The 18,897-nt window shown below is 43.3% G+C and carries 16 protein-coding genes, 1 tRNA gene and 1 pseudogene; 9 read left to right on the top strand and 9 right to left on the bottom strand.

Annotation, left to right across the window (positions count from 1 at the left end):
- Nucleotides 1-108: 108 nt before the first annotated feature.
- Entirely contained in the window at nucleotides 109-2,223 is a 2,115-nt protein-coding gene (locus RMY31_RS11875) for a sensor histidine kinase (RefSeq protein ID WP_322657937.1), read from the bottom strand.
- 360 nt (nucleotides 2,224-2,583) lie between these two features.
- Here RMY31_RS11875 and RMY31_RS11880 point away from each other — a divergent pair, with 360 nt between their 5' ends.
- The 3 genes from RMY31_RS11880 (at nucleotide 2,584) to RMY31_RS11890 (ending at nucleotide 4,954) form a co-directional block, all read left to right on the top strand.
- A complete protein-coding gene (locus RMY31_RS11880) occupies nucleotides 2,584-2,757 on the top strand; it encodes a hypothetical protein (protein WP_409877845.1) in 174 nt (57 codons plus the stop codon).
- A 315-nt stretch (nucleotides 2,758-3,072) separates the two neighbouring features.
- Nucleotides 3,073-3,402, top strand: a complete 330-nt coding sequence (locus RMY31_RS11885; RefSeq protein ID WP_322657938.1) for a hypothetical protein — start codon at nucleotides 3,073-3,075, stop codon at nucleotides 3,400-3,402.
- Nucleotides 3,403-3,784: 382 nt separating this feature from the next.
- The gene (locus RMY31_RS11890) at nucleotides 3,785-4,954 is read left to right on the top strand and encodes a cupin domain-containing protein (protein WP_322657939.1); all 1,170 of its coding nucleotides are present in this window, start codon (nucleotides 3,785-3,787) and stop codon (nucleotides 4,952-4,954) included.
- Between the two features lie 242 nt (nucleotides 4,955-5,196).
- Here RMY31_RS11890 and RMY31_RS11895 read toward each other — a convergent pair whose 3' ends face one another.
- The 5 genes from RMY31_RS11895 to RMY31_RS11915 form a co-directional block, all read right to left on the bottom strand.
- Nucleotides 5,197-5,613, bottom strand: coding sequence for a DNA mismatch repair protein (locus tag RMY31_RS11895; RefSeq protein ID WP_409877846.1), 417 nt, complete (start codon nucleotides 5,611-5,613; stop codon nucleotides 5,197-5,199).
- A 376-nt stretch (nucleotides 5,614-5,989) separates the two neighbouring features.
- Nucleotides 5,990-7,102 carry an MBL fold metallo-hydrolase gene (locus tag RMY31_RS11900; protein ID WP_322657941.1) on the bottom strand — a complete coding sequence of 371 codons (1,113 nt, stop codon included), beginning with the start codon at nucleotides 7,100-7,102 and terminating at the stop codon, nucleotides 5,990-5,992.
- The gene (locus tag RMY31_RS11905; RefSeq protein WP_322657943.1) at nucleotides 7,041-7,367 is read right to left on the bottom strand and encodes a hypothetical protein; all 327 of its coding nucleotides are present in this window, start codon (nucleotides 7,365-7,367) and stop codon (nucleotides 7,041-7,043) included. The genes RMY31_RS11900 and RMY31_RS11905 overlap by 62 nt, the downstream gene beginning before the upstream one ends.
- Before the next feature lie 51 nt (nucleotides 7,368-7,418).
- Nucleotides 7,419-7,700: a hypothetical protein gene (locus RMY31_RS11910; RefSeq protein WP_322657944.1), complete on the bottom strand. Its 282-nt coding sequence runs from the start codon at nucleotides 7,698-7,700 to the stop codon at nucleotides 7,419-7,421.
- Between the two features lie 16 nt (nucleotides 7,701-7,716).
- Nucleotides 7,717-8,190 carry an FAD/NAD(P)-binding protein gene (locus RMY31_RS11915; RefSeq protein WP_322657946.1) on the bottom strand — a complete coding sequence of 158 codons (474 nt, stop codon included), beginning with the start codon at nucleotides 8,188-8,190 and terminating at the stop codon, nucleotides 7,717-7,719.
- Between the two features lie 811 nt (nucleotides 8,191-9,001).
- On the opposite strand from RMY31_RS11915, the gene RMY31_RS11920 reads away from it, so the two are divergent.
- Entirely contained in the window at nucleotides 9,002-9,250 is a 249-nt protein-coding gene (locus RMY31_RS11920) for a hypothetical protein (protein WP_322657947.1), read from the top strand.
- A 43-nt stretch (nucleotides 9,251-9,293) separates the two neighbouring features.
- On the opposite strand, the pseudogene RMY31_RS11925 reads toward RMY31_RS11920, so the two are convergent.
- A pseudogene (locus RMY31_RS11925) lies at nucleotides 9,294-12,019 on the bottom strand (CBS domain-containing protein).
- 268 nt (nucleotides 12,020-12,287) lie between these two features.
- Here RMY31_RS11925 and psbZ point away from each other — a divergent pair.
- The 5 genes from psbZ (at nucleotide 12,288) to RMY31_RS11950 (ending at nucleotide 15,889) form a co-directional block, all read left to right on the top strand.
- Nucleotides 12,288-12,476: a photosystem II reaction center protein PsbZ gene (gene psbZ, locus RMY31_RS11930; protein ID WP_322657949.1), complete on the top strand. Its 189-nt coding sequence runs from the start codon at nucleotides 12,288-12,290 to the stop codon at nucleotides 12,474-12,476.
- A 167-nt stretch (nucleotides 12,477-12,643) separates the two neighbouring features.
- On the top strand, nucleotides 12,644-13,219 hold the full coding sequence (ribH, locus tag RMY31_RS11935) for a 6,7-dimethyl-8-ribityllumazine synthase (protein ID WP_322657950.1): 576 nt from the start codon (nucleotides 12,644-12,646) through the stop codon (nucleotides 13,217-13,219).
- A gap of 225 nt (nucleotides 13,220-13,444) precedes the next feature.
- Nucleotides 13,445-13,516 (top strand) — tRNA-Gly (locus tag RMY31_RS11940).
- Between the two features lie 695 nt (nucleotides 13,517-14,211).
- Nucleotides 14,212-14,619, top strand: coding sequence for a hypothetical protein (locus RMY31_RS11945; protein ID WP_322657951.1), 408 nt, complete (start codon nucleotides 14,212-14,214; stop codon nucleotides 14,617-14,619).
- A gap of 4 nt (nucleotides 14,620-14,623) precedes the next feature.
- Complete coding sequence (locus tag RMY31_RS11950; protein ID WP_322657952.1) at nucleotides 14,624-15,889, top strand: glutamate-5-semialdehyde dehydrogenase; 1,266 nt, start codon at nucleotides 14,624-14,626, stop codon at nucleotides 15,887-15,889.
- A gap of 533 nt (nucleotides 15,890-16,422) precedes the next feature.
- Here the strand turns inward: RMY31_RS11950 and RMY31_RS11955 are convergent.
- Together RMY31_RS11955 and RMY31_RS11960 are read right to left on the bottom strand one after the other, a co-directional pair.
- Nucleotides 16,423-17,502, bottom strand: coding sequence for a fatty acid desaturase (locus tag RMY31_RS11955; RefSeq protein ID WP_322657953.1), 1,080 nt, complete (start codon nucleotides 17,500-17,502; stop codon nucleotides 16,423-16,425).
- 234 nt (nucleotides 17,503-17,736) lie between these two features.
- Complete coding sequence (locus RMY31_RS11960) at nucleotides 17,737-18,789, bottom strand: fatty acid desaturase (RefSeq protein ID WP_322657954.1); 1,053 nt, start codon at nucleotides 18,787-18,789, stop codon at nucleotides 17,737-17,739.
- Nucleotides 18,790-18,897 lie beyond the last annotated feature (108 nt).

Below are 18,897 nucleotides of genomic sequence, written 5' to 3' on the forward strand. Positions count from 1 at the left end.
TTACGATTTTTAGATTTTGGATTAATGTGAGCTTCCAAGGAACAGAGTTCGTTGTAGTACGAAGGTATTCTGTAGAATTCCAACGATAGTGACTTTGCAAATTTAGGATTAATAGTGTTCTTGGGTAGAGTGAGAACAATAGAAGCAGGACAACAAGGTGGCGTATAGCTTTAACGAAATTGGGTGTCGTTGAAATATCTGGTAAATTTTATCGGGTGATGCAGCACCAACTTCTGGACTCTGCTGCGAAAGTCGCCGGATCAGTTGTGTATGGCGGATCAACAGGTCAGTTGGTTTGAGCATTGGAGTTGTTGATGGAACGAAGCCGTCTACATCGGGAGTGGAGGATAAGTCAGTAGTGGAAGTTGACGGGGCGATCGCGTTCTTCGGAATAGAAATCGTGTAACTCTCCCCTTCAGAAGCCTGCACTAAACAATTAACCGGAATTTGAATCCAGAATTCTGTCCCTTCACCCGGTTGCGAACGACATTTGAGAACTCCTCGGTGTCTATCCACAATAATTTGGTGGCTGATTGCCATACCTAACCCAGTTCCCTTGCCAATGTCTTTCGTGGTGAAGAAGGGATCGTAAATACGTCGAACTACCCCCTCCTTCATCCCTGGGCCGTTGTCGGCAATGCGAATCAAAACCCACTGGTCGTCGAGGGCTTCGGTGCGAATGGTGATTTGGGGAACTCGGGGCCCCCTCTGGGGATTAGGGGCAATGGGGAACTCGGAACCCTCTCTGGGGATTAGGTGCAATGGGGAGTAGGGAGTAGTAGAATCTTGAGTTGATTCTGACTCCTGACTCCTGACTCCTGACTCCTGAATTTCCAATTCCTCATTTACTATTCGCTCTTCTAAGGCATCAATGGCGTTTACTAGGATGTTCATAAACACCTGATTCAGCTGTCCGGGGTAGCACTCAACTAAAGGAAGTTTTGCATAGTCTTTAACGATTTCAATTGCCGGACGGCGAGCGATTGCTTTCAAGCGATGGCCAAGAATCATCAGTGTCCCGTCGATGCCATCGTGGATGTTGACAGCTTTCATGTCTGCTTGGTCATGGCGGGAGAAGTTTTTCAGAGATTGGACAATTTCCACAATGCGATTGGTGCCAAGCTTCATCGAATCTAGGAGTTTGGGGAGATCCTGCATGAGAAATTCCAAATCGATATTGTCTAGCTCTGATTGCAAATCTGGCGGAGGAACAGGTATAAATCTCTGATAGTCACGCAGCAGGTGCAACAAGTCTTGAGCGTATTCGGCAACATAATTCAAATTGCCAGAAATGAAATTAACGGGGTTGTTGATTTCGTGGGCAACTCCGGCAATCAGTTGCCCCAAACTCGACATTTTTTCGCTTTGGATTAACTGGGTTTGTGCTAGTTGCAAGTCTTGGAGAGCTTGCTGAAGCTTCTCTGTCTGGGCTTTTGCCTGGGCGGTTGCTTGAGTGCTTTGCTCGTAAAGCAAAGCTTTTTCAATGGCGATCGCTGTTTGTGAGCCAAAGATACTCACCAGCTTGAGATGTTCAGCTGTATATGAGTGAGTTTTTTGGCTGCCAATGGCGATCGCTCCCAGTATCCGCTCTTTTGCTCTTAACGGCGCACAAATCAAAGCTTTAACGTTTTTCTCACCCTCTAATCGCGGATCGGCTTGGACATCATTGACAAGTTCAGCCCGACCAGATTCCACAATGTTGCCAATAATTCCCTTGCCTGGTTCCGGTGGCTTGTCATCAAAAAACATGCCAAATTCGGCAATGATTTCAAATGCCGTTGCATCTGGATTGAGGAGCAGGATTGTGCCCGCAGACGATTCAATCAATTGACTCATTTCCTGAAGCACTAGTTGGGCAATCTGTCGCGTATCCAAACTCCTTGTGAGTTGAGTCGAGATATCCTCAAATAAATCAATTTCTTGGTATCGCTCTAGCAATTCTATGGCGAGTACCTTCTTCTCAGCTTCCTGTTTTGCTACAAACGAGAGTAAAGTCGCTAGTAGGGTTGCTTGTTCTTTTCCAACAACCCAACCGATGACTTCTCCTGAAACCTCAATTGGATGTCGGTTATCCGCAGTTTGCTCCCCAATCCCAATGCTAATCAGTTTACTGCCGTCTACCAGTTCCACATCAATCACGATGTTGAGATGATAAACTAAGTCCTTAAGCAGAGACGGCAACTCTTTTTTATTAAAAATTTTTCTGAGGCTAACTGGCGACATAAAACACCTCCACCTCTACCAGGATGAGATACTCAACTTTCACTTTGATGGGAATGATGTCATAACCTAAAAAATTAAGTTTTTTTATCATGTATTGAGATATGTTAATTAAAACTACTGCTTAGAAATCTTTTGAGCTTAGTATTCCACTTTATTTCCTAATTTCAACACTGGACTTTAAACGAGCAATGGCTATTATTGACTGTTAACAGTCAACAACCTCAAGCTTGATAATTTCTTTATTGGAGTTCCTTAAGCAATTAAAACTAGTTTGCCCAGAAAGATTGCTGTGATAACGGTAAGTGAAGCGTCATTCAATTTTGGATTTTAGGTTTTGCGAAAAATTGAGCCTGTCGCGTAGTGAAACAGTGTGGTGAGGTAGCCCCCGTTAAAGTGCTTTACCAGCGACTGACTCAACTGTCCACCAAATTTAAAATTCGTTGCGGTGAGAAAATACCCCTAAACCAATCCCCAGGCAAGTTCTTCCGTTTGTGTAACTCGCGTAGTGTGATGCTGCGATCGCCAAAGCATTAACCCGAAGTTGATATACAATTCCAGGACTTACGCAGAAAGGTTGTTTGTTGAGATCGGGTATAAGGGGGTAAGGGTTTTGTTCACTTACACCCTCACACCCCTATACTTATACATCCCTTGTCCAAACCCTTGGTTTTTCGTATCACCGCATAAGTCTTAAATTCGATAAATTCAGGAAAAAGATAAGGACTTTCTCACAAATTGTTCACGTTCTTCTCACTGACAGATCGGATGATAGAAGTTAGGGAAACCAGTATAAATTTTTCTGGTTTTTCTCACTACTGATATAACTTGTACTGTATGAGGAGATAACAAATGAATCCTAAATTCATCCTTGGCTTACTCATGAGCGCCAATATTGGCTTGTTGTTGCCTATACAGAGTCAATCTGCTACTGCTGCTGTGCTTTCAAACAGACCCGTACCAGCGCGGCAATCGTCTATTGAATTTGAGGTGGTTGATTTAGTCGGACGCGACTCTTCTGAATTCATCATCGCGGGTAACAGCAATAGCAATAGCAATAGCGATAGTAACAGTAATAGCAACAGCAATAGCAATAGCAATAGCAATAGCAACAGCAATAGTAATAGCAATAGCAACAGTAATAGTAATAGCGACAGTGACTCTGATGAGTGGGATGATTAGGCTGAGGCTCTAAGTTTTGAGCGATCGCAGCGGGCTAAAATCGATTGTTCAAGATAGCACTGCTGTCAAAACTCCAGCGCATCGATTGAATTATTGCCCCTTTTCTTAGCCATCAATAGTTGGCAACTAAAGCAACGCAATGACTCCAAAATCCGTCTTGAAAAGTTTGTTACGGAGGTAAACCAACGCCACTTGCTACCCTGCGGGAAGCCCTTCGGGTGACGCTCCTGCGTCGCTAGCGCTTCGCTAACATCGGTCGCTCAAGTCGGGAAACCCGCCCACGCGCCTGCTCCCCGTTGTGGCAAGTGGTGTGGGAAACCCGCCCACACGACTGGCTCAACTTTTCGCAAAATCTAAAATCCTATTTAGGCATCACTGTGTCATGAAGATTTTGCAACAGCTACTTGCACCATATCCAATCGAGCAGTTTTTGGCAGAATACTGGACGCAAAAGGCAATTCACATTTCGACAGGTGATGCTCGAAAGTTTCACGCCTTGTTCTCATGGAGCGATCTGAATTATTTGCTGAACTATCACAAACTTGCAGAACCAGATTTACGCTTCTCGATGGAAGGCAAATCATTGCCCCAAACACGCGATCCCCAAGATTGGAGCGATCGCCTACGTCAGGGAGCCACACTCATCATCAACGGGCTTCATCAACGTGTTCTAACTGTAGCTGAACTCGCAGCAAATCTTCGATACGACATTGGTTATCGAACTCATGTTAATTTGTATTGTTCACCAGCACAACAGCGAGGATTTGATTGTCACTATGATACTCATGATGTGCTAATTCTACAGATTGACGGGGAAAAGAAATGGTTCGTTTACCGAGAAACGGTACTCTATCCTACTCCAGATATGCCCTCGTCAAAACAGCATCAACCAGAGGAGCCACCTTATCTAGAGTGTGTGCTTAAAGCTGGAGATTTGCTTTACATTCCACGAGGACATTGGCACTATGCTGTCGCTTGCGATCGGCTATCTCTCCATCTCACAGTTGGGATTGATTGTCAGACAGGACTTGACTGGCTCAACTGGCTCAGCCATGAACTAAAAGATAGTTCCAACTGGCGGCAAAGCTTACCCGTTGTAGTAGACGGCAACACCAATGCTTTAGAACAGCAGTTAACTGCACTACGACAGCATCTCATTGAAACTCTACATCAGCCTGACATTCTGCATAAGTATATGGACGCTGTCACTTATCGCCATCAGCCGCCTCTGCAAGTTACTTTACCTGCTCAGATGGGAACTGACATTTTTCCAGATTTATTTATGACTCGGTTTGCTTGGTCGCCATTACACCGCATTCGTGTTAAGCAACTAGGCGAAAAACATTACCAAGTTCGGGTTGGATCGAAACAAGTTGACCTAAAGGGAGTTTCAGAAATCTTTGTAGAAAATTTATTCAAGCAAGATGAGTTTAGCTTGTTGGACATTGCTGATTGGGTACCCAATTTGGATCTAGAGGGTGATATTGCGCCGCTCATCACGCGCCTCGTCACAGAAGGAATATTACAAATAAAAACTGAGCCTGTCATCTAAATAAGAGAAAGTCTTGAATCGGCTTTGCCGACTTGAAGGGAGTGGCGTGAGGCCCCAAAACGCTTCGGGTGACGCTCCTAACATCGCTAATGGTGCGCTAACGGCAGTTTGCTATCGACGGAAACCGCCTTCGCGCCAGCGTCTTCCCTTTGGGAGAAGACAGCAAGTGCTTCACCAGACTGCCTCACCGCACTGCCTCCTCCTGAATTCTGCTGTAGATTTAATTTTTATCGCCAACTTATTTACTGTAAATACTCTCGCGTTAGCTGATGATTACCAAATAATTCCATATCGTATTCGAGATTATCTAGAAGAATAGAGAAAATTATTCGGTCATATTCACCTTCACAAAAAGTTTCTAAAAATAAATCATTTTCTGGATTATGAATATATGCTTTCATAAACATAAACTCTGAATTTAATTCATTTACATATTCTAGAAGATACATTTTATTTATACTTGGCTTGGAAGAGTAAAGCGCTCTAATTAATACTCCTCTACTATGAATATATTTAACTAGCAAATTGTGTTTTCTAGGATGACGACATAAAAGTAAATCTTTATCTTCTTGAACATGATATCCATTGAATTCTAAATGATTCCGATATCTGACTAATGGATGAGCTAAATAATCACCAATATTATTAATTTCTGGCATAAGTTCAAGCCTTACAAATTTTTCAAAAAATTAGGTTAGCTAAACTTAGTATTCCCACTTAGAGAGGAACTCGATCAAGACTGCTGCCAAAACTAATACCATTTTGGATTTTGCGAAAAGTTGAGTCAGTCGCTTGCGGGTGAGTCCAGCACTGCAAAGAGAAGTTGCCATAGCGTAAGTCCTCGCCCAAGGGGAGCAAGTGGCGTGAGACGCTACAAGCGAAGCGCGAGTCCTCTCCCAAGGGGAGACGCTACGCGAACGAGCGTCGGAGGGTTTCCCTTCAGAGCCACTTCTGTGCGGCGATCAGTCCGTTGAGCGGCTTACACGGCTGCCCCCATTGTGCGAACTGGCGTTCATCAGTCATCATTTACCAATTTCAAATTTGATAGTCCAATGCCATTAAAACTTTGCCACAATGCTGATTTGCGGGTACGGCTTCTAGCATCTTCTTAGGCATGGGCAGGTTGAGGTTGTTCATTAACTCAATGAACTGGCTGCGGCTAAGTCCGGCAAACCGGGGATTCCACAGCTTTTCTTCGCCAATAGTAGATACTGTTCGTCCCTGGTAATCGTGACCGGGATACACCAATGTGTCATCTGGTAATGTGAATAACTTCTGAGTTACTGCATCATAGAGTAATCCAGCATCACCATACTGGAAGTCGGTACGACCACAACCCCGAATGAATAACGCATCTCCGGTTAATAGATGAGTGTCATTAACCAGATAAGCCATATGACTGTTAGTGTGACCAGGAGTGGCGATCGCTTTTATCTCTACGCTGCCTAGTTGCAAGATATCGCCATCTGCAATGTAACAGTCTGCACAGCTAGCTTGTGTCTTTTCAGGGACGACACCCAAACAACCCGTAAGCATTCTCAATCTGTCTGTGGCGGTGATGTGGTCGGCATGGATATGGGTTTCTAAGCAGTAGTGCAGGGTCAGTCCCAATTCGTGCAATATCTGGAGGTCACGTTCTACTTGCTCCAACACAGGATCGATTAAAATGGCTGTTTTGCTTTCTGAGTCAGCAATCAAATAAGTATAGGTACTTGATTCTTTATCGAACAGTTGACAAAATAACATAGGAGGTTTCCTTAACACGAACAATGGATTTCCAATAAACCAGTCCCCTCCAACAGGAGCATAAGTCTTTGGCTTCAAAGATTTCAGTAGCTCCTGTGCCAGATTTGCCGCCTGAACTCGAATTTCGGGAACTGCGGTGGTTTCCCAAAGGTTGCCTTTGCGTGGTGTCCCCAAGGTGTACAGCATTTGTGATGCATTGCCATCGGCATCGATTAGCGCACCGTTTGGGGCAGTGTTGATTCCCATTGCCAAAGCATTAGGACGGATCAGGCGTTGTTCTTGCAGGCTGGCGATTAATGGGTGCTGCAATCTGCGGTAGTCGCAGTTTGCACCAGTGCAGTTAATAATCCGTTTGACCTGCAAAGCGATATCTTTGTGGGTTCCCCGTTCGCAAATTCTCACTTCTACACCATTTTCCAAATCCCGACAGCTTTGAACTCGACCTGGATAATGAAGTCAGTTGACCAGACTCCATTGCAGCATCTAGAATGTCGGCAATTCCTTCAGCAATCCGATGACGGTGAACTTCCCAGTAAGCTTTGATGTGACGGAGAAAGCGCTTTTGTTCGTTAAATGGTAATGCCTGCCAGAGTTGTTGCGTGACTGGGCGGATTGCATCTATGACTGTACGCCAGTCTTGCGCTTGCCGCAGTTCTTGGCGTACCAAATGCAGTAGTCCGCGTGCTGTTCTTGGTGCAGTCTCTACATCAATAAATCCCTAATGAGGCTTGCTTGGTTTGTGACGCTGGGGCATCAATCCATGACGAGAGACAGCATGGATTTGTCCCTGGAACCCTTGTTGATGTAAGGCAACAACTGCATCTGCCATTGTTAATCCAGTGCCCACAAACAGAATTGCATCATCTGGATTTAAGTCTGCGAACGCATCACTCGCCCAAGCATCTTTAACATAGCGATTCCCGTTCGCCAGAGAGGCGAGAGGTGCTGGCAGAGTTACCGCGAAATTATTTAGCGCTATTACAGCTTTTTTTACATACAAACGCTGACCTACTCAATTATAATGTTGTGCTATGGGTTGTCGTTTCGATGGCGATCGCTTCATCTACAATCCTTTCCAGGCAGACATTAGCGGGTGCATTGACTTCTGCTTCCTTCAAGGTTGCCTGCACATAATCTCCATAAACCTGACGCGGCACGAAAGTAGCTGCTGTTACTTCTTGATGTCCATTTTGATGCAACCAGTTGAGAAAGTGATTCAGTTCATCAGGAAACGCACTCATCTTACCTGCCGGAACGTTAAGCAAGTGACAGTTTACTTGCGTACCGTATGCAACTCCTCTACCGACTTCAGAATTACGTTCAATCAATTTGATGGAAAGTGGCATAGTGGCATTTCGCAAAAGATTTGCGGCAACCAAAGAACCGCTAAAACCACCGCCAACAATGGCAAACGTAACAGGAGAAATGTTGAGGTTAAGAGTGCTGCTGTTCATGGGATGTGAGAGTTGTGCTTGGTACTTTCTACTCACAAAGTTATCCCAGACAAACTGTGAAATTACGTCTGTTTTACCTCAATAGACGTATGAATTAAATCAAATAACCACATATGCACATGAAAAAGTGGGAATTGAAATGAAGTGTCTGAATCTTCCAATCAAGAACGCAGGGATCGCAACAGGACAAAACCTAAAACTCAAACTTTAGTAGGCTTTGGCACTCTTCATCTCTAAATCATGTGTCTGTTTTATCCAAATCCGATAGAAATATCGTGGTTTTAGGCTGACCTCATAATAACCAGTTCTAAAGGCATAAATATACTAATAAAATTGTCAATATTTTCTGACAATGACTGGGGACTGTGGAGATGAGGAAGATAACGCGGTGACCAAAGAGGAGCCAGCCACGTGGTGAGGCAACGCTAACGTCGCCCTTGGCGTGCCGTACCTCTGTCTTTGATAAGAGAAGGCTAACCGCCCAACGGACTGCTCACCGCACATAAGTGGCTTCGGAGGGAAACCCTACCGAGAGCGCTGTCTCACTGTGTCACCGTGTCCTCTTGTCTCCTAATTCTTGCCTCACCAAGCAATATCGAGCGCAGACAACTGAGAGCTAGTATAATTCTTCGATTTAAATTTCAGAAATTTCTCAGCAAATTGCTGGTATTTTCAATAAATCTGCTGTATCCTAGTCTAGCTTATGTAATTTTTTCCACACAAGACTTCATCAAAGTCTTATGTAAATCTTCCTAACGATTCTTGAAAGACTATATTAGTTTATTTCAGAATTAGGAGTCAGATTTACATTTTTTAATGTCTTTTTCAAAACTTTCAATAAATGGATATGAAACTAATCAAAAAATCTGAAAAGCTCCTCCTCAATAAAATCAAAATAATGGAGGAATCAGAAGAGCAAAATTTTCCAGCAGATACTTTTGATAACCCAGAACCAATAGTTGAGAAAGAATTATATGTAGAGAAAACAGAACCTAACTATATTCCGATACGCGATAACCCTATAGTCCAATCTGTTGGCAACTCGGGGTGGCAGGTTTCTGATATTTGGAAGGATATTCGATTGGATGATTTCTAATGCAGATTGTTGCAACAAAGAGATGAGCGATCGCCTCACTAATTCACTTAGGATAATGTTGTACTAAAAACTCTTCAGCCTCAGTGCGATCGCCAATTAATCCATCCAAAGTAGCAGTTAATAAATCATCTAAAATTTGCCGATACTGTGGCCCTGGTTTGTAACCTAATTTTTTCAGGTCATTACCATTTAATATCGGTTGGACATTTGCCCAAATTGTTAAATAATGCCATATCTGCCGTCTCAGTGTAGACGCGCAGCCATTTGTCGTTAGACATAGCTGACTGTGCATGGCAATTAAAATTAGCATTGGCAAGTTAAACTGTCTTAGCAACTGCACCACCTGACTAGGTCTTTGGCAACCAGGCAAAGATTCTATTACCTGACTAAAGCTTTGAGCTAAGTTCTTCAATCTAGCGATGCTGTCTTCTGGCAATTGCAGATTTTGTGCTACTTTCGCCCGATATTCAGGTGCTAAGTGGGCAATTAATGCTTCTAAACGTATTTGCCAGTGAACGAGTGTTTGTTGCTGGTCAAATCTTTGCAGACAGCGTTCTAACAAACGTAGTTGCCATAGAAGTTCCCGGTCTAGTTTGAGAGTAGGATGTATACACTGCAACGCTCCTAGGTCGTCGAGTAACTGCAAAGCCGATTTCCAGTAGAGGGCTTCCAAGATGTGTTTTAATTCTGCTTTGAGTCTAGTTTGCAGGGCTGGGGTTCTGCTATTTTCTTGGGTAGTGCGATCGTAAACACCACTGTTGATGGCATAGCGGATATATTCTTTTGTTTGCGGTTCAATTTCAAAACCAAAGCGCACCGCAAAGCGCACGCCGCGATAAATGCGGGTGGGGTCTTCGATAAAGCTGTTAGCGTGTAAAACCTGAATTTGCTTTGCTTGCAAATCTAGTAAACCGCCGAAAAAATCGAGTAATTCACCAGCACGGGGAGAGGTAAGCCTCAGTGCCATTGCATTGATAGTAAAGTCTCGGCGATACAAATCTTGACGAATAGAACTTGCTTCAACTTCCGGATTTGCTGCTGGGTAAGGATAGAATTCTGTTCTAGCAGTGGCAATATCCACCCATAAAGAATCGAATTCTGGATCTTTGTGCCATAACAAAGCAGCAGTTTGAAAAGCCCCGTGGATTTCTAAACGCGCAGCTGGATAAATTTGCTGGAGTGCTTTTGCTAGTTCCACGCCAGCCCCAACATCTGCTGATTTATGAAAGCCATCAACCACAAGGTCAATATCTTTAATCATCAAGCTGCCTGCTGCTTTGTCAGCTAACAGCAAATCCCGCACTGCACCCCCGACAAGATAAAGATGCCAACCTCGTTTTTGGGCTGCAAGAGAAGCTTTCGTGAGTAACTCCCATAGTTGGGGAGCCAGGCGATCGCGTAATTGCACCAAACTGGTAAACTTAACGACATCTCCCCCTCTGCTCCTCTGCTCCTCTGCCCCTCTTCCTGATGTAATTCTCGTAAAACATCAGTGCGAGTTACAATACCTACTAAATTTCCATTCTCCAACACTGGCAAGCGTCCGATATCGTATGTCACCATCAGCGCTTGAATTTGTGGCAGTATTGCCTCTGGTGCAATAGTTTTCAGATTCGTGGTCATGTAGCCTTTGACTGGTGCATGACTAAACCCGTGGTGCAAGGCGATATCCAGATCCCGCCGAGAAATAATCCCTACTAATTGCCCTTGATTATCGACTACAGATAAACCAGAATGCCCGTAACGTAACAAAATACGTTGCGCTTCTTCAATTGTGGTTTCGGGACGAATAGTGCGGACTGGTGAAGACATCAAATCCCTGGCTGTGGGAGGATGGGGAATCGAGGCTTTGATCGAATCTACGAGTTGTTCGAGTGTTTCCTGTGCATTTACTCCTCGAATGTTGAGCGATGCTGCTTGCGAATGACCGCCACCGCCCATTGTTTGGAATAATTGATTGAGATCGACACCAGGAATTTGCGATCGCCCAATTACAGTTAAACGCGAATCATCCTCTCCCAAAGGATACTCATTTGCCAACAGTAAAGCATCGATTTCGGTGAGTTCGGTGAGTTGGGAAGCAATACTTGATAAACCTGGGACAAACTTATCTGTTTTCAGAATTACCCAAGCGATCGTATATCCCCGCAAACAAATATATTGTAATTTTTCCAATGCCTCAGTTAATAGCCGCTGCAACTGAGGAGACAAACCAGGGTCGCGGTAAGTCGAAATCACCGATAAACTAGCTCCTTGTGCCATCAACCAAGCCAAAGCTAGAGCATCCCGCGATGTAGCACTATCAAAAGTCAACGAACCTGTATCAACATGAATACCCAAAGCCATAACTGTTGCCACAGCAGGAGTTAGAGAAATTTGCTGCTGTTGTAATTGCTCCACCATTAAAGTCGTTGTAGCTCCGACTGGCTCAATATAAGATTGGGTAGCCGGGATATCCGATTCTTGTCCTAGATGATGGTCGTAAACTATAATTTCTTTGATATTAAGTAAATCTAACCATTCAGCAGCCTTACCCAAGCGATCGCGCTGTTGTGTATCCACCACTGTCAAAGAACGGATTGTTTCCGGATTGACCGAACGCCTTTCAATGAGCGGATATTCATCTCGATACAAAGCTAAAAAATCTCTTACAGGTGGGTGCGCCCCACCAGTCAGCACAATCTTACTGCCTGGTAATAGGCAAGTTAGCCCTACGGCTGCGCCTAGTGCATCAAAATCAACTGTTGTGTGGCAAAGAATTAAATCCATAATTGTCAGTGGTCAGTGGTAAGTAGTCAGTAGTCAGTGGCGAGGCAGCGCAGTAGTTTTGGTTTTCAAAATGACTAACTGGCGAATTCCTTCGGGATTAATGGTCAAGAGCAACAACTGACCAATGACAACTGACAACTGACAACTGACAACTAACTAATGACCATAGTGACGCAATTTCTGCTAGCTTACAAATAAGGAAAAACAGTTAGTGTCGCCCTTTAGGATATTCTATTTTTAGTATTTCGCTGTCTTGGGAGAAGCAAAAATGACCATAATATTCCAATTCGCTTTGATAGCTCTAGTCCTCATGTCTTTTGTACTAGTTGTTGGCGTACCTGTTGCTTATGCAACTCCGCAAAATTGGGTTGAATCAAAAAGGCTGCTTTGGCTTGGTTCTGGAGTCTGGATTGCCTTGGTGCTTTTAGTTGGTCTGTTAAACTTTTTTGTGGTTTAAGCAATGGCTTCGCCCTAGTGCAGGTAAATAGCATAGGGACTACAAGAGCAGGAGAGCCAAGTCAAAGGTAAAAGATAGTTCTTTTTACCTAATTGTGCTTTCCTGCTCTTCTGCATTTAAAGAAGAAATGTATATTGGCAAGAGTATAGTTGATTTCAGAGGCAGTCATGGCAGTTTTCGAGGGAACTTTTACTCAAACGGAACCTTTGCGTTTTGCAGTGGTTATTGGTCGATTCAATGACCTTGTTACCGGAAAGCTGCTAGAGGGATGTCAAGATTGCTTGAAACGCCACGGCGTGGATCCTAACCCTCACGGTAATCAAGTGGACTACGTTTGGGTACCAGGAAGTTTTGAAGTACCGATTGTGGCTCGCCAGTTGGCACTATCACATCGTTATGATGCTGTAATTTGTCTAGGTGCTGTGATTAGAGGGCAAACGCCGCATTTCGATTTAGTCTCCTCTGAAGTTGCCAAAGGTATTGCCGCCGCTAGCTTTCAAACCGGAGTACCAGTGATTTTTGGCATTTTGACAGTAGATACTATGCAACAAGCCTTAGAAAGGGCAGGCATTAAAGCTAATCATGGTTGGGACTACGCTCTCAATGCTCTAGAAATGGCTAATCTCATGCGGCAACTGCGCTCTAACTTGGCAGAGCCATATCGTAATACCCAATCTTTACCAGCCTCTTTTCAAAATGCCAACGTAGGCAATTTAACAGCAGAGTCCGAAGAACTTAGCTGAATGGATTATGAGTGCTGAGTTAGGAGGAGGCAGTGCGTTGGGCAGACAGCGCCGTGAGCGGGTTTCCCGACTTTTTCGCTCAAGCGCGTTCCTCCAGGGTAGCGACTGTCGTTTAGGAGTAAAGAATTATCTCCCTCATTTACCCTTGCTCCCTCTGCACTGCACCCAAAATTAGAGGTTGACAAATAAGGATAAATCTGAGATATTTATATTTAATTGCTAACTGCGGGTATAGCTCAGTGGTAGAGCGTCACCTTGCCAAGGTGAATGTCGCGCGTTCGAATCGCGTTACCCGCTTGTTAAAAAATATAAATCTCAGTTTTAATCTATCCTAAGCACAGACTAGTTTGGCTAGAATCCTTATTAATAGTAGCTAGATTGGTTTTGTGTAGGGTGTATTACACTGAATAAGAGTTGGCTAGGTTAATAGTAATGTTATCAGGTGCAAAGTACGTCTTTTAGCAGTTAAGCTAGCTTAAATTTATCTGGGTAAAGCGTTACACAAACTGCCTGAACAGATGTTCAGACAAGCATTACGCTCGAAAGTCGCCTACCATCCGTGAGTCGAAAGGAATATTGAAGAAGGCAGGAGGCGAAGCAGTCGCAGTCTTGGATGCCACTTCCTCTGCCTTGCCTGAGTAGGCGTAGCTTTCCCTAACGGGTTGTCTTAGAAGTTATCGCCACGTAAGCTTAGAATTGTAGCAGACATACAAGCACAATAAATGCCCAACCAAAGCAACTACATTACATTTGAAGCCACAGATGAAGATAAGGAAATTTTTAAACAAGATTGCCCAATCCAGGGAAGGACAACAGATAGATATAGGTCAATCAGATTTACTCATCCTGAGAGTGCGGATATGACAGTCTTAGTCAGCATTTGGCTCGCTACTGATATAAAAAGTTAATTAAGAGAGAAGCTCCCAAAATATTTACCAAGGGAGCATATTCTCGCAGTTGATGAAAAACACGCTCAAGTTTTTAGAACGCTTGTGCAATCTCAAAAACCAGAAAAAATCGACTTCAACAACCAATACCCCTGTCCCTGCCGTCGCCGGGGACGGTTGATTCCCATTACCCTGACAGAAGCATTTGGTTGCGATCGCTGTCAGCAAATCTTTGTAGTAGAAGATAATGGACATGTCCTAGAACAGCTTTCTACCACCTATCCCTATAAGCGAGCTTGGCGCTGGACGGGAAATAGTTGGCATGTTGTCCATCCTCGTTTGGGAGAAAGCTATTTGCCGATAGCATTGGGCATTATTTTCGTGCTAGTGATTATATGGTTACCACTAGCGCTGCGATTGGCAAATGGTTCGAGCATTATTGCTTGGGCAATGGTAGCAGTGCTGTTGGCTATTCTGCCAGCACTTATGGTCTGGCTTACCTACAGACGTTAATTCCATGACTGTTGAAGCTTTGGATGATTACCCCGAACCAATTACTAGCGCTAAACGCGCTTATCAGGCTTCCCTAAAATTGGGGTTCACAAAGGGAGCAGACCGCAGTCGCGCTGTGTTGGCGATGGCACAGGCGCTTGAACGCTCATTTGATGACATTTTGGAAGCCAACACTTTGGATCTAGAAGCCAGCAAGGAAATGGCAGTGCCAGAGTTAATCTTGGATTGGCTGAAGCTGACTCCCACACGGCTAGAGACAACAGTGGATATTCTGCAACGGTTAGGGGAACTATCAGATCCACTACGGCGCGTTAGAACCGCTGACTATCAAATAGAGGACTCTCAAAGTTACACTCAATTAATGCCCTTGGGAGTAATTGGATTTGTTTATGAAGCGTTTCCCGATTTAGGAGCGATCGCTGCTGGTTTATGTATTAAAACTGGTAATAGTATAATTCTCAAAGGTGGTGCTGAAGCCAGCCATTCTAATGAGGCGATCGCTGAGGTACTGCAAAACGCTCTTGCTGAGGTTGGTCTACCACCAGGCTGTTTAGAATTAATTCCCGCAGAACATGGTGCTTCAATTCGGGATTTAATTACCCAAGACCATTACCTGAATTTAGTGATTCCCTACGGACGTTCCAGCTTGGTACAGCAGGTAATGCGACAAGCAACTTGCCCAGTCTTAAAGTCAGCTATGGGTAACTGCTACCTTTACTGGTCGCTCAATGCCAGCTTAGAGATGGTGCGTTGGATGATTATCGACAGTCATCAAAGCCAACCAGATCCAGTTAACGCCATTGAAAAGGTATTAATTCATCGCCAAGCCTTGCCATCATCTTTAGCAGTTCTGTGGAACAGCTTAAAGGAAAAAGGCTTTGAAATTAAAGGGGATGCAGAACTAGTAGAGGCGTTTCCTCAGTTGCATCTAGCTAAAGAAGGCGAATGGGGTAACCCCTATTTAACCAAGACAATAGCTTTTAAGCTAGTGGATAGCTTAGAAGTTGCGATCGCTTGGATTAATCAATATAGCAGCGGTCATGCCGACTGTATTGTCACAGAATCTTATCAAGAAAGTCGGCAGTTTGCTCTAGGAGTTAACAGCGCCTCTACCTACATCAACACTTCCCCGCGTTTTTCCCGCAACCCTTCGCGGGGAGATTCGGTGTTTCTGGGTATGTCTAACCAAAAAGGTCATCGTCGAGGATTTATTAGCCTAGAAACCCTGACTACAGTTAAACATATTGTCCAAGGAAATGGGCGATTTTAGTCATTAATAAAAAATGCTAGAGACTAAAATTCTTAACCATCTTAACTACTTGGGAGATTCAGAGTACATGCCTGAGGTTGTTACATCACTTGGTGCAGTTCATACTCTGATTAAGTTACTTGAAAGTAAAGATGAGATAATTGTTGGGGATGTTTGCCTTTTTATTAGAGACTTTGTTCTGAGTTTTTAATGAGGTACAAATTTTGTGAACAACTTCATCAAGATTCAAATTTGCTTGTAAGAGCGCAAGCATAGTATGAATTTAATTTTTTAGATTTGAATCGACGAAGTTTTAAAGTAAATATGTGTAGATCAGACTCTAAAAAACAAAGGAAAATTTGAGAAAAAGTTTGACCATTTTTATATTTTTATAATATTGCAAATAACTTTACTTATTTTATGTCTAATCATAATTTATCTACACATAGTATTGAGGAGTTAGAAAATTTTACTGAGGAGAAATATCAGGATTTACAAAAAAATAGCAGAGACACAAAATTTTGTGTCTCTACATGATTAACTAATGCGATAAATCAGCCTTTCGCTAATTTGTTATTGGATGTATAGTAAACTCTGCTGCCATTATCCGGTACAAAATGACAACTGATAGCAGAACGCCATAACGACTTCCAAATTGGTTCCTCAGATTTGCGGAAGTATTCACCCATCACAGGTTTAATTGCCTCAGTTGCCTTCAACAAATTGTAGTGAGGAATGTTGAGGAATATATGGTGAGCAACATGAGTACCAATATCGTGATGGATATGATTGATCAAACCGTAATCGCGATCGATACTAGAAATTGCGCCTTTGAGGAAAGTCCAATCGTCTCCACGATACCAAGGAATATCTGGCTCGGTGTGATGCAAAAATGTTACTAAGTCAAGCCAAACAATAAACACGAGGTAGGGTGCAGCGTAGTATTTCAGTAACCACATCCAACCCCATTGATAGGTAAGAAATCCCAGCAAACCTACCATACAAATCCAGAGTGTAGTGCTAGTAATAATATCCCATTTTTCTGATGGTTTGAAAAGCGGGCTACTAGGCGCAAAGTGGGAACCTTCCTTATTAGGAGAACGCTTAAATAGATATACAGGATAAGCCAATAAGAAAACATAATATCGACCTATCTTTTGTACTAAGGGCATCTCCTTGTACTGTGATTCTGTCACGGGATACCAGCTTTCATCATTATCGATATTGCCAGTATTTTTGTGGTGAGTTCTATGGCTAATGCGCCAACCGTGATAAGGAACTAGTATCGGTGTGTGAGCAAGATGTCCAATCAAATCATTGAGCCATTTATGCTTAGAAAAAGATTGATGTCCGCAGTCATGTCCTACTACAAACAAAGCCCAAAACATCGTTCCTTGCATTAACCAGAAAATAGGCCAGAAAAACCAAGAATCCAGAGTGTGAGCTACTGCATAAAGCAGACCAATAATCGAAATGTCACGAAAAAAGTAGAATAAGGATTTTGTCACATTGGGCTGAAAACATTCAGCAGGTATTGCAGCTTTTAAATCCTGAAGAGTAAAAGGCAAGTTAATCTTATCCTCAGATGGAGCGCTGCCATGAGGATGATTGAAAGGAATGGTATTTAATTGCACTGGATTCTTGATATTGAATAGAAAACTGAACTTTGTTTGAGGCAAGCTAATCTCACCTCTGCAATGCCTACGGCACTAGCTCTCGTTAACACAGAACAAGATAATCTCTGGCAATTTACCTAACAATGTTAGTGGAAAGCCGATTGCCAGAATCTATTTAACTACAGTACGATCAACGCTATTTTTGCTATATCAACAAAAATTTGCCCTCAGCGAAATTACTGAGAGGTTTCTTTATCGTCCTGCGTAATATTCGTTGAAAGTTTCATAGCCAGCATCAGTTTTATACAGTTGACATTGGTCTACAATCTGCTTCATTAAAGACCAAGAAAACTGACATTCTTCATGTAGATAAGGCTGCCAATTTTCTTTGATACTGCTGTAGGCTAGACGCAAATTATAAGAGGGAATAGCAGTAGAAATGTGATGCGGGACGTGAACATTGATATCGTGACACAGGATTTCTACCCAGCGAGGATAATCACAATGAACAGTACCAAATAGTTGTGCGAGAGCTTCGTTCCACTTGTTCGCTGCCACAAAAGGCACATCTGAAGCTGTGTGGTGAACGATGGTAAAGGTACTCATCCAAAAATGGTAAACCAGCCACGGCATGAGCCAAAACTTGACGAATCCCCAAATACCAGTTGTAGCGATGAGGATAGGGAATGCGATCGCTGCAAACACAACTACTACCGCTACAGAAAGCTTAATACTTGATTGGTCTTTAATTTTGAACTTCCGCCAATCAAAATGCACAACAGCCCAATGCCCAACTGAACCGACCCACCAGAGACGTTTACGCATGAATAACTCAAAGGCAGACTGCCTGGTTTTATCCCAACCTTCAAAGACTTCTGGTCTAATGGGATGCCAAGCATTGTCCTCATCCAGCTTGTTGGTATGAGTGTGGTGATAATTATGCTTAATCCGCCAACTGTGAAAGGGATAAATCAGCGGCATCATGAAGAAATGCCCTACCAAATCATTTACCCAACGACGTTTGGCAAACGATCGGTGTCCACAATCATGACCAATTACAAAAAACCCTGTTAAAGCTGTGCCCGTAAAAATCCAAGCTAGGGGCAAGAGGAACCAAGGAGCGATCGTCAGGCTGTAGTAGCCCAAGGCAACCATCAAAACACTAATTAGCACTCGTGTCCAAGCTTTGCGACGGTTCTGTTCAAAGCATTCCCGCGGCAAAGTTTTGATAATATCTTTTAGCCTTAGGTCGGAATTACCAAGGCCATCAGTTAGTTTCTGGCTGTTGATTATTGATGTAGTCATGAAAACCTGAAAAACAACAAACTCCTCCACCAAGTCACTAAAAAGTGGCTTGCCGCAAAATTTCTTAACATTTAGAGAATATCAGCGTCTCGGATTATAGCAACCTAA

It is taken from the genome of Dendronalium sp. ChiSLP03b, assembly GCF_034531165.2.
Lineage (GTDB): Bacteria > Cyanobacteriota > Cyanobacteriia > Cyanobacteriales > Nostocaceae > Dendronalium > Dendronalium minutum.

Coding starts and splice junctions, on each gene's coding strand:
- RMY31_RS11885 (WP_322657938.1), top strand. CDS start 3,073: ATGAATCCTAAATTCATCCTTGGCTTACTCATGAGCGCCAATATTGGC.
- psbZ (WP_322657949.1), top strand. CDS start 12,288: ATGACCATAATATTCCAATTCGCTTTGATAGCTCTAGTCCTCATGTCT.
- RMY31_RS11920 (WP_322657947.1), top strand. CDS start 9,002: ATGAAACTAATCAAAAAATCTGAAAAGCTCCTCCTCAATAAAATCAAA.
- RMY31_RS11895 (WP_409877846.1), bottom strand. CDS start 5,613: ATGCCAGAAATTAATAATATTGGTGATTATTTAGCTCATCCATTAGTC.
- RMY31_RS11950 (WP_322657952.1), top strand. CDS start 14,624: ATGACTGTTGAAGCTTTGGATGATTACCCCGAACCAATTACTAGCGCT.
- RMY31_RS11890 (WP_322657939.1), top strand. CDS start 3,785: ATGAAGATTTTGCAACAGCTACTTGCACCATATCCAATCGAGCAGTTT.
- RMY31_RS11875 (WP_322657937.1), bottom strand. CDS start 2,223: ATGTCGCCAGTTAGCCTCAGAAAAATTTTTAATAAAAAAGAGTTGCCG.
- RMY31_RS11960 (WP_322657954.1), bottom strand. CDS start 18,789: ATGACTACATCAATAATCAACAGCCAGAAACTAACTGATGGCCTTGGT.
- ribH (WP_322657950.1), top strand. CDS start 12,644: ATGGCAGTTTTCGAGGGAACTTTTACTCAAACGGAACCTTTGCGTTTT.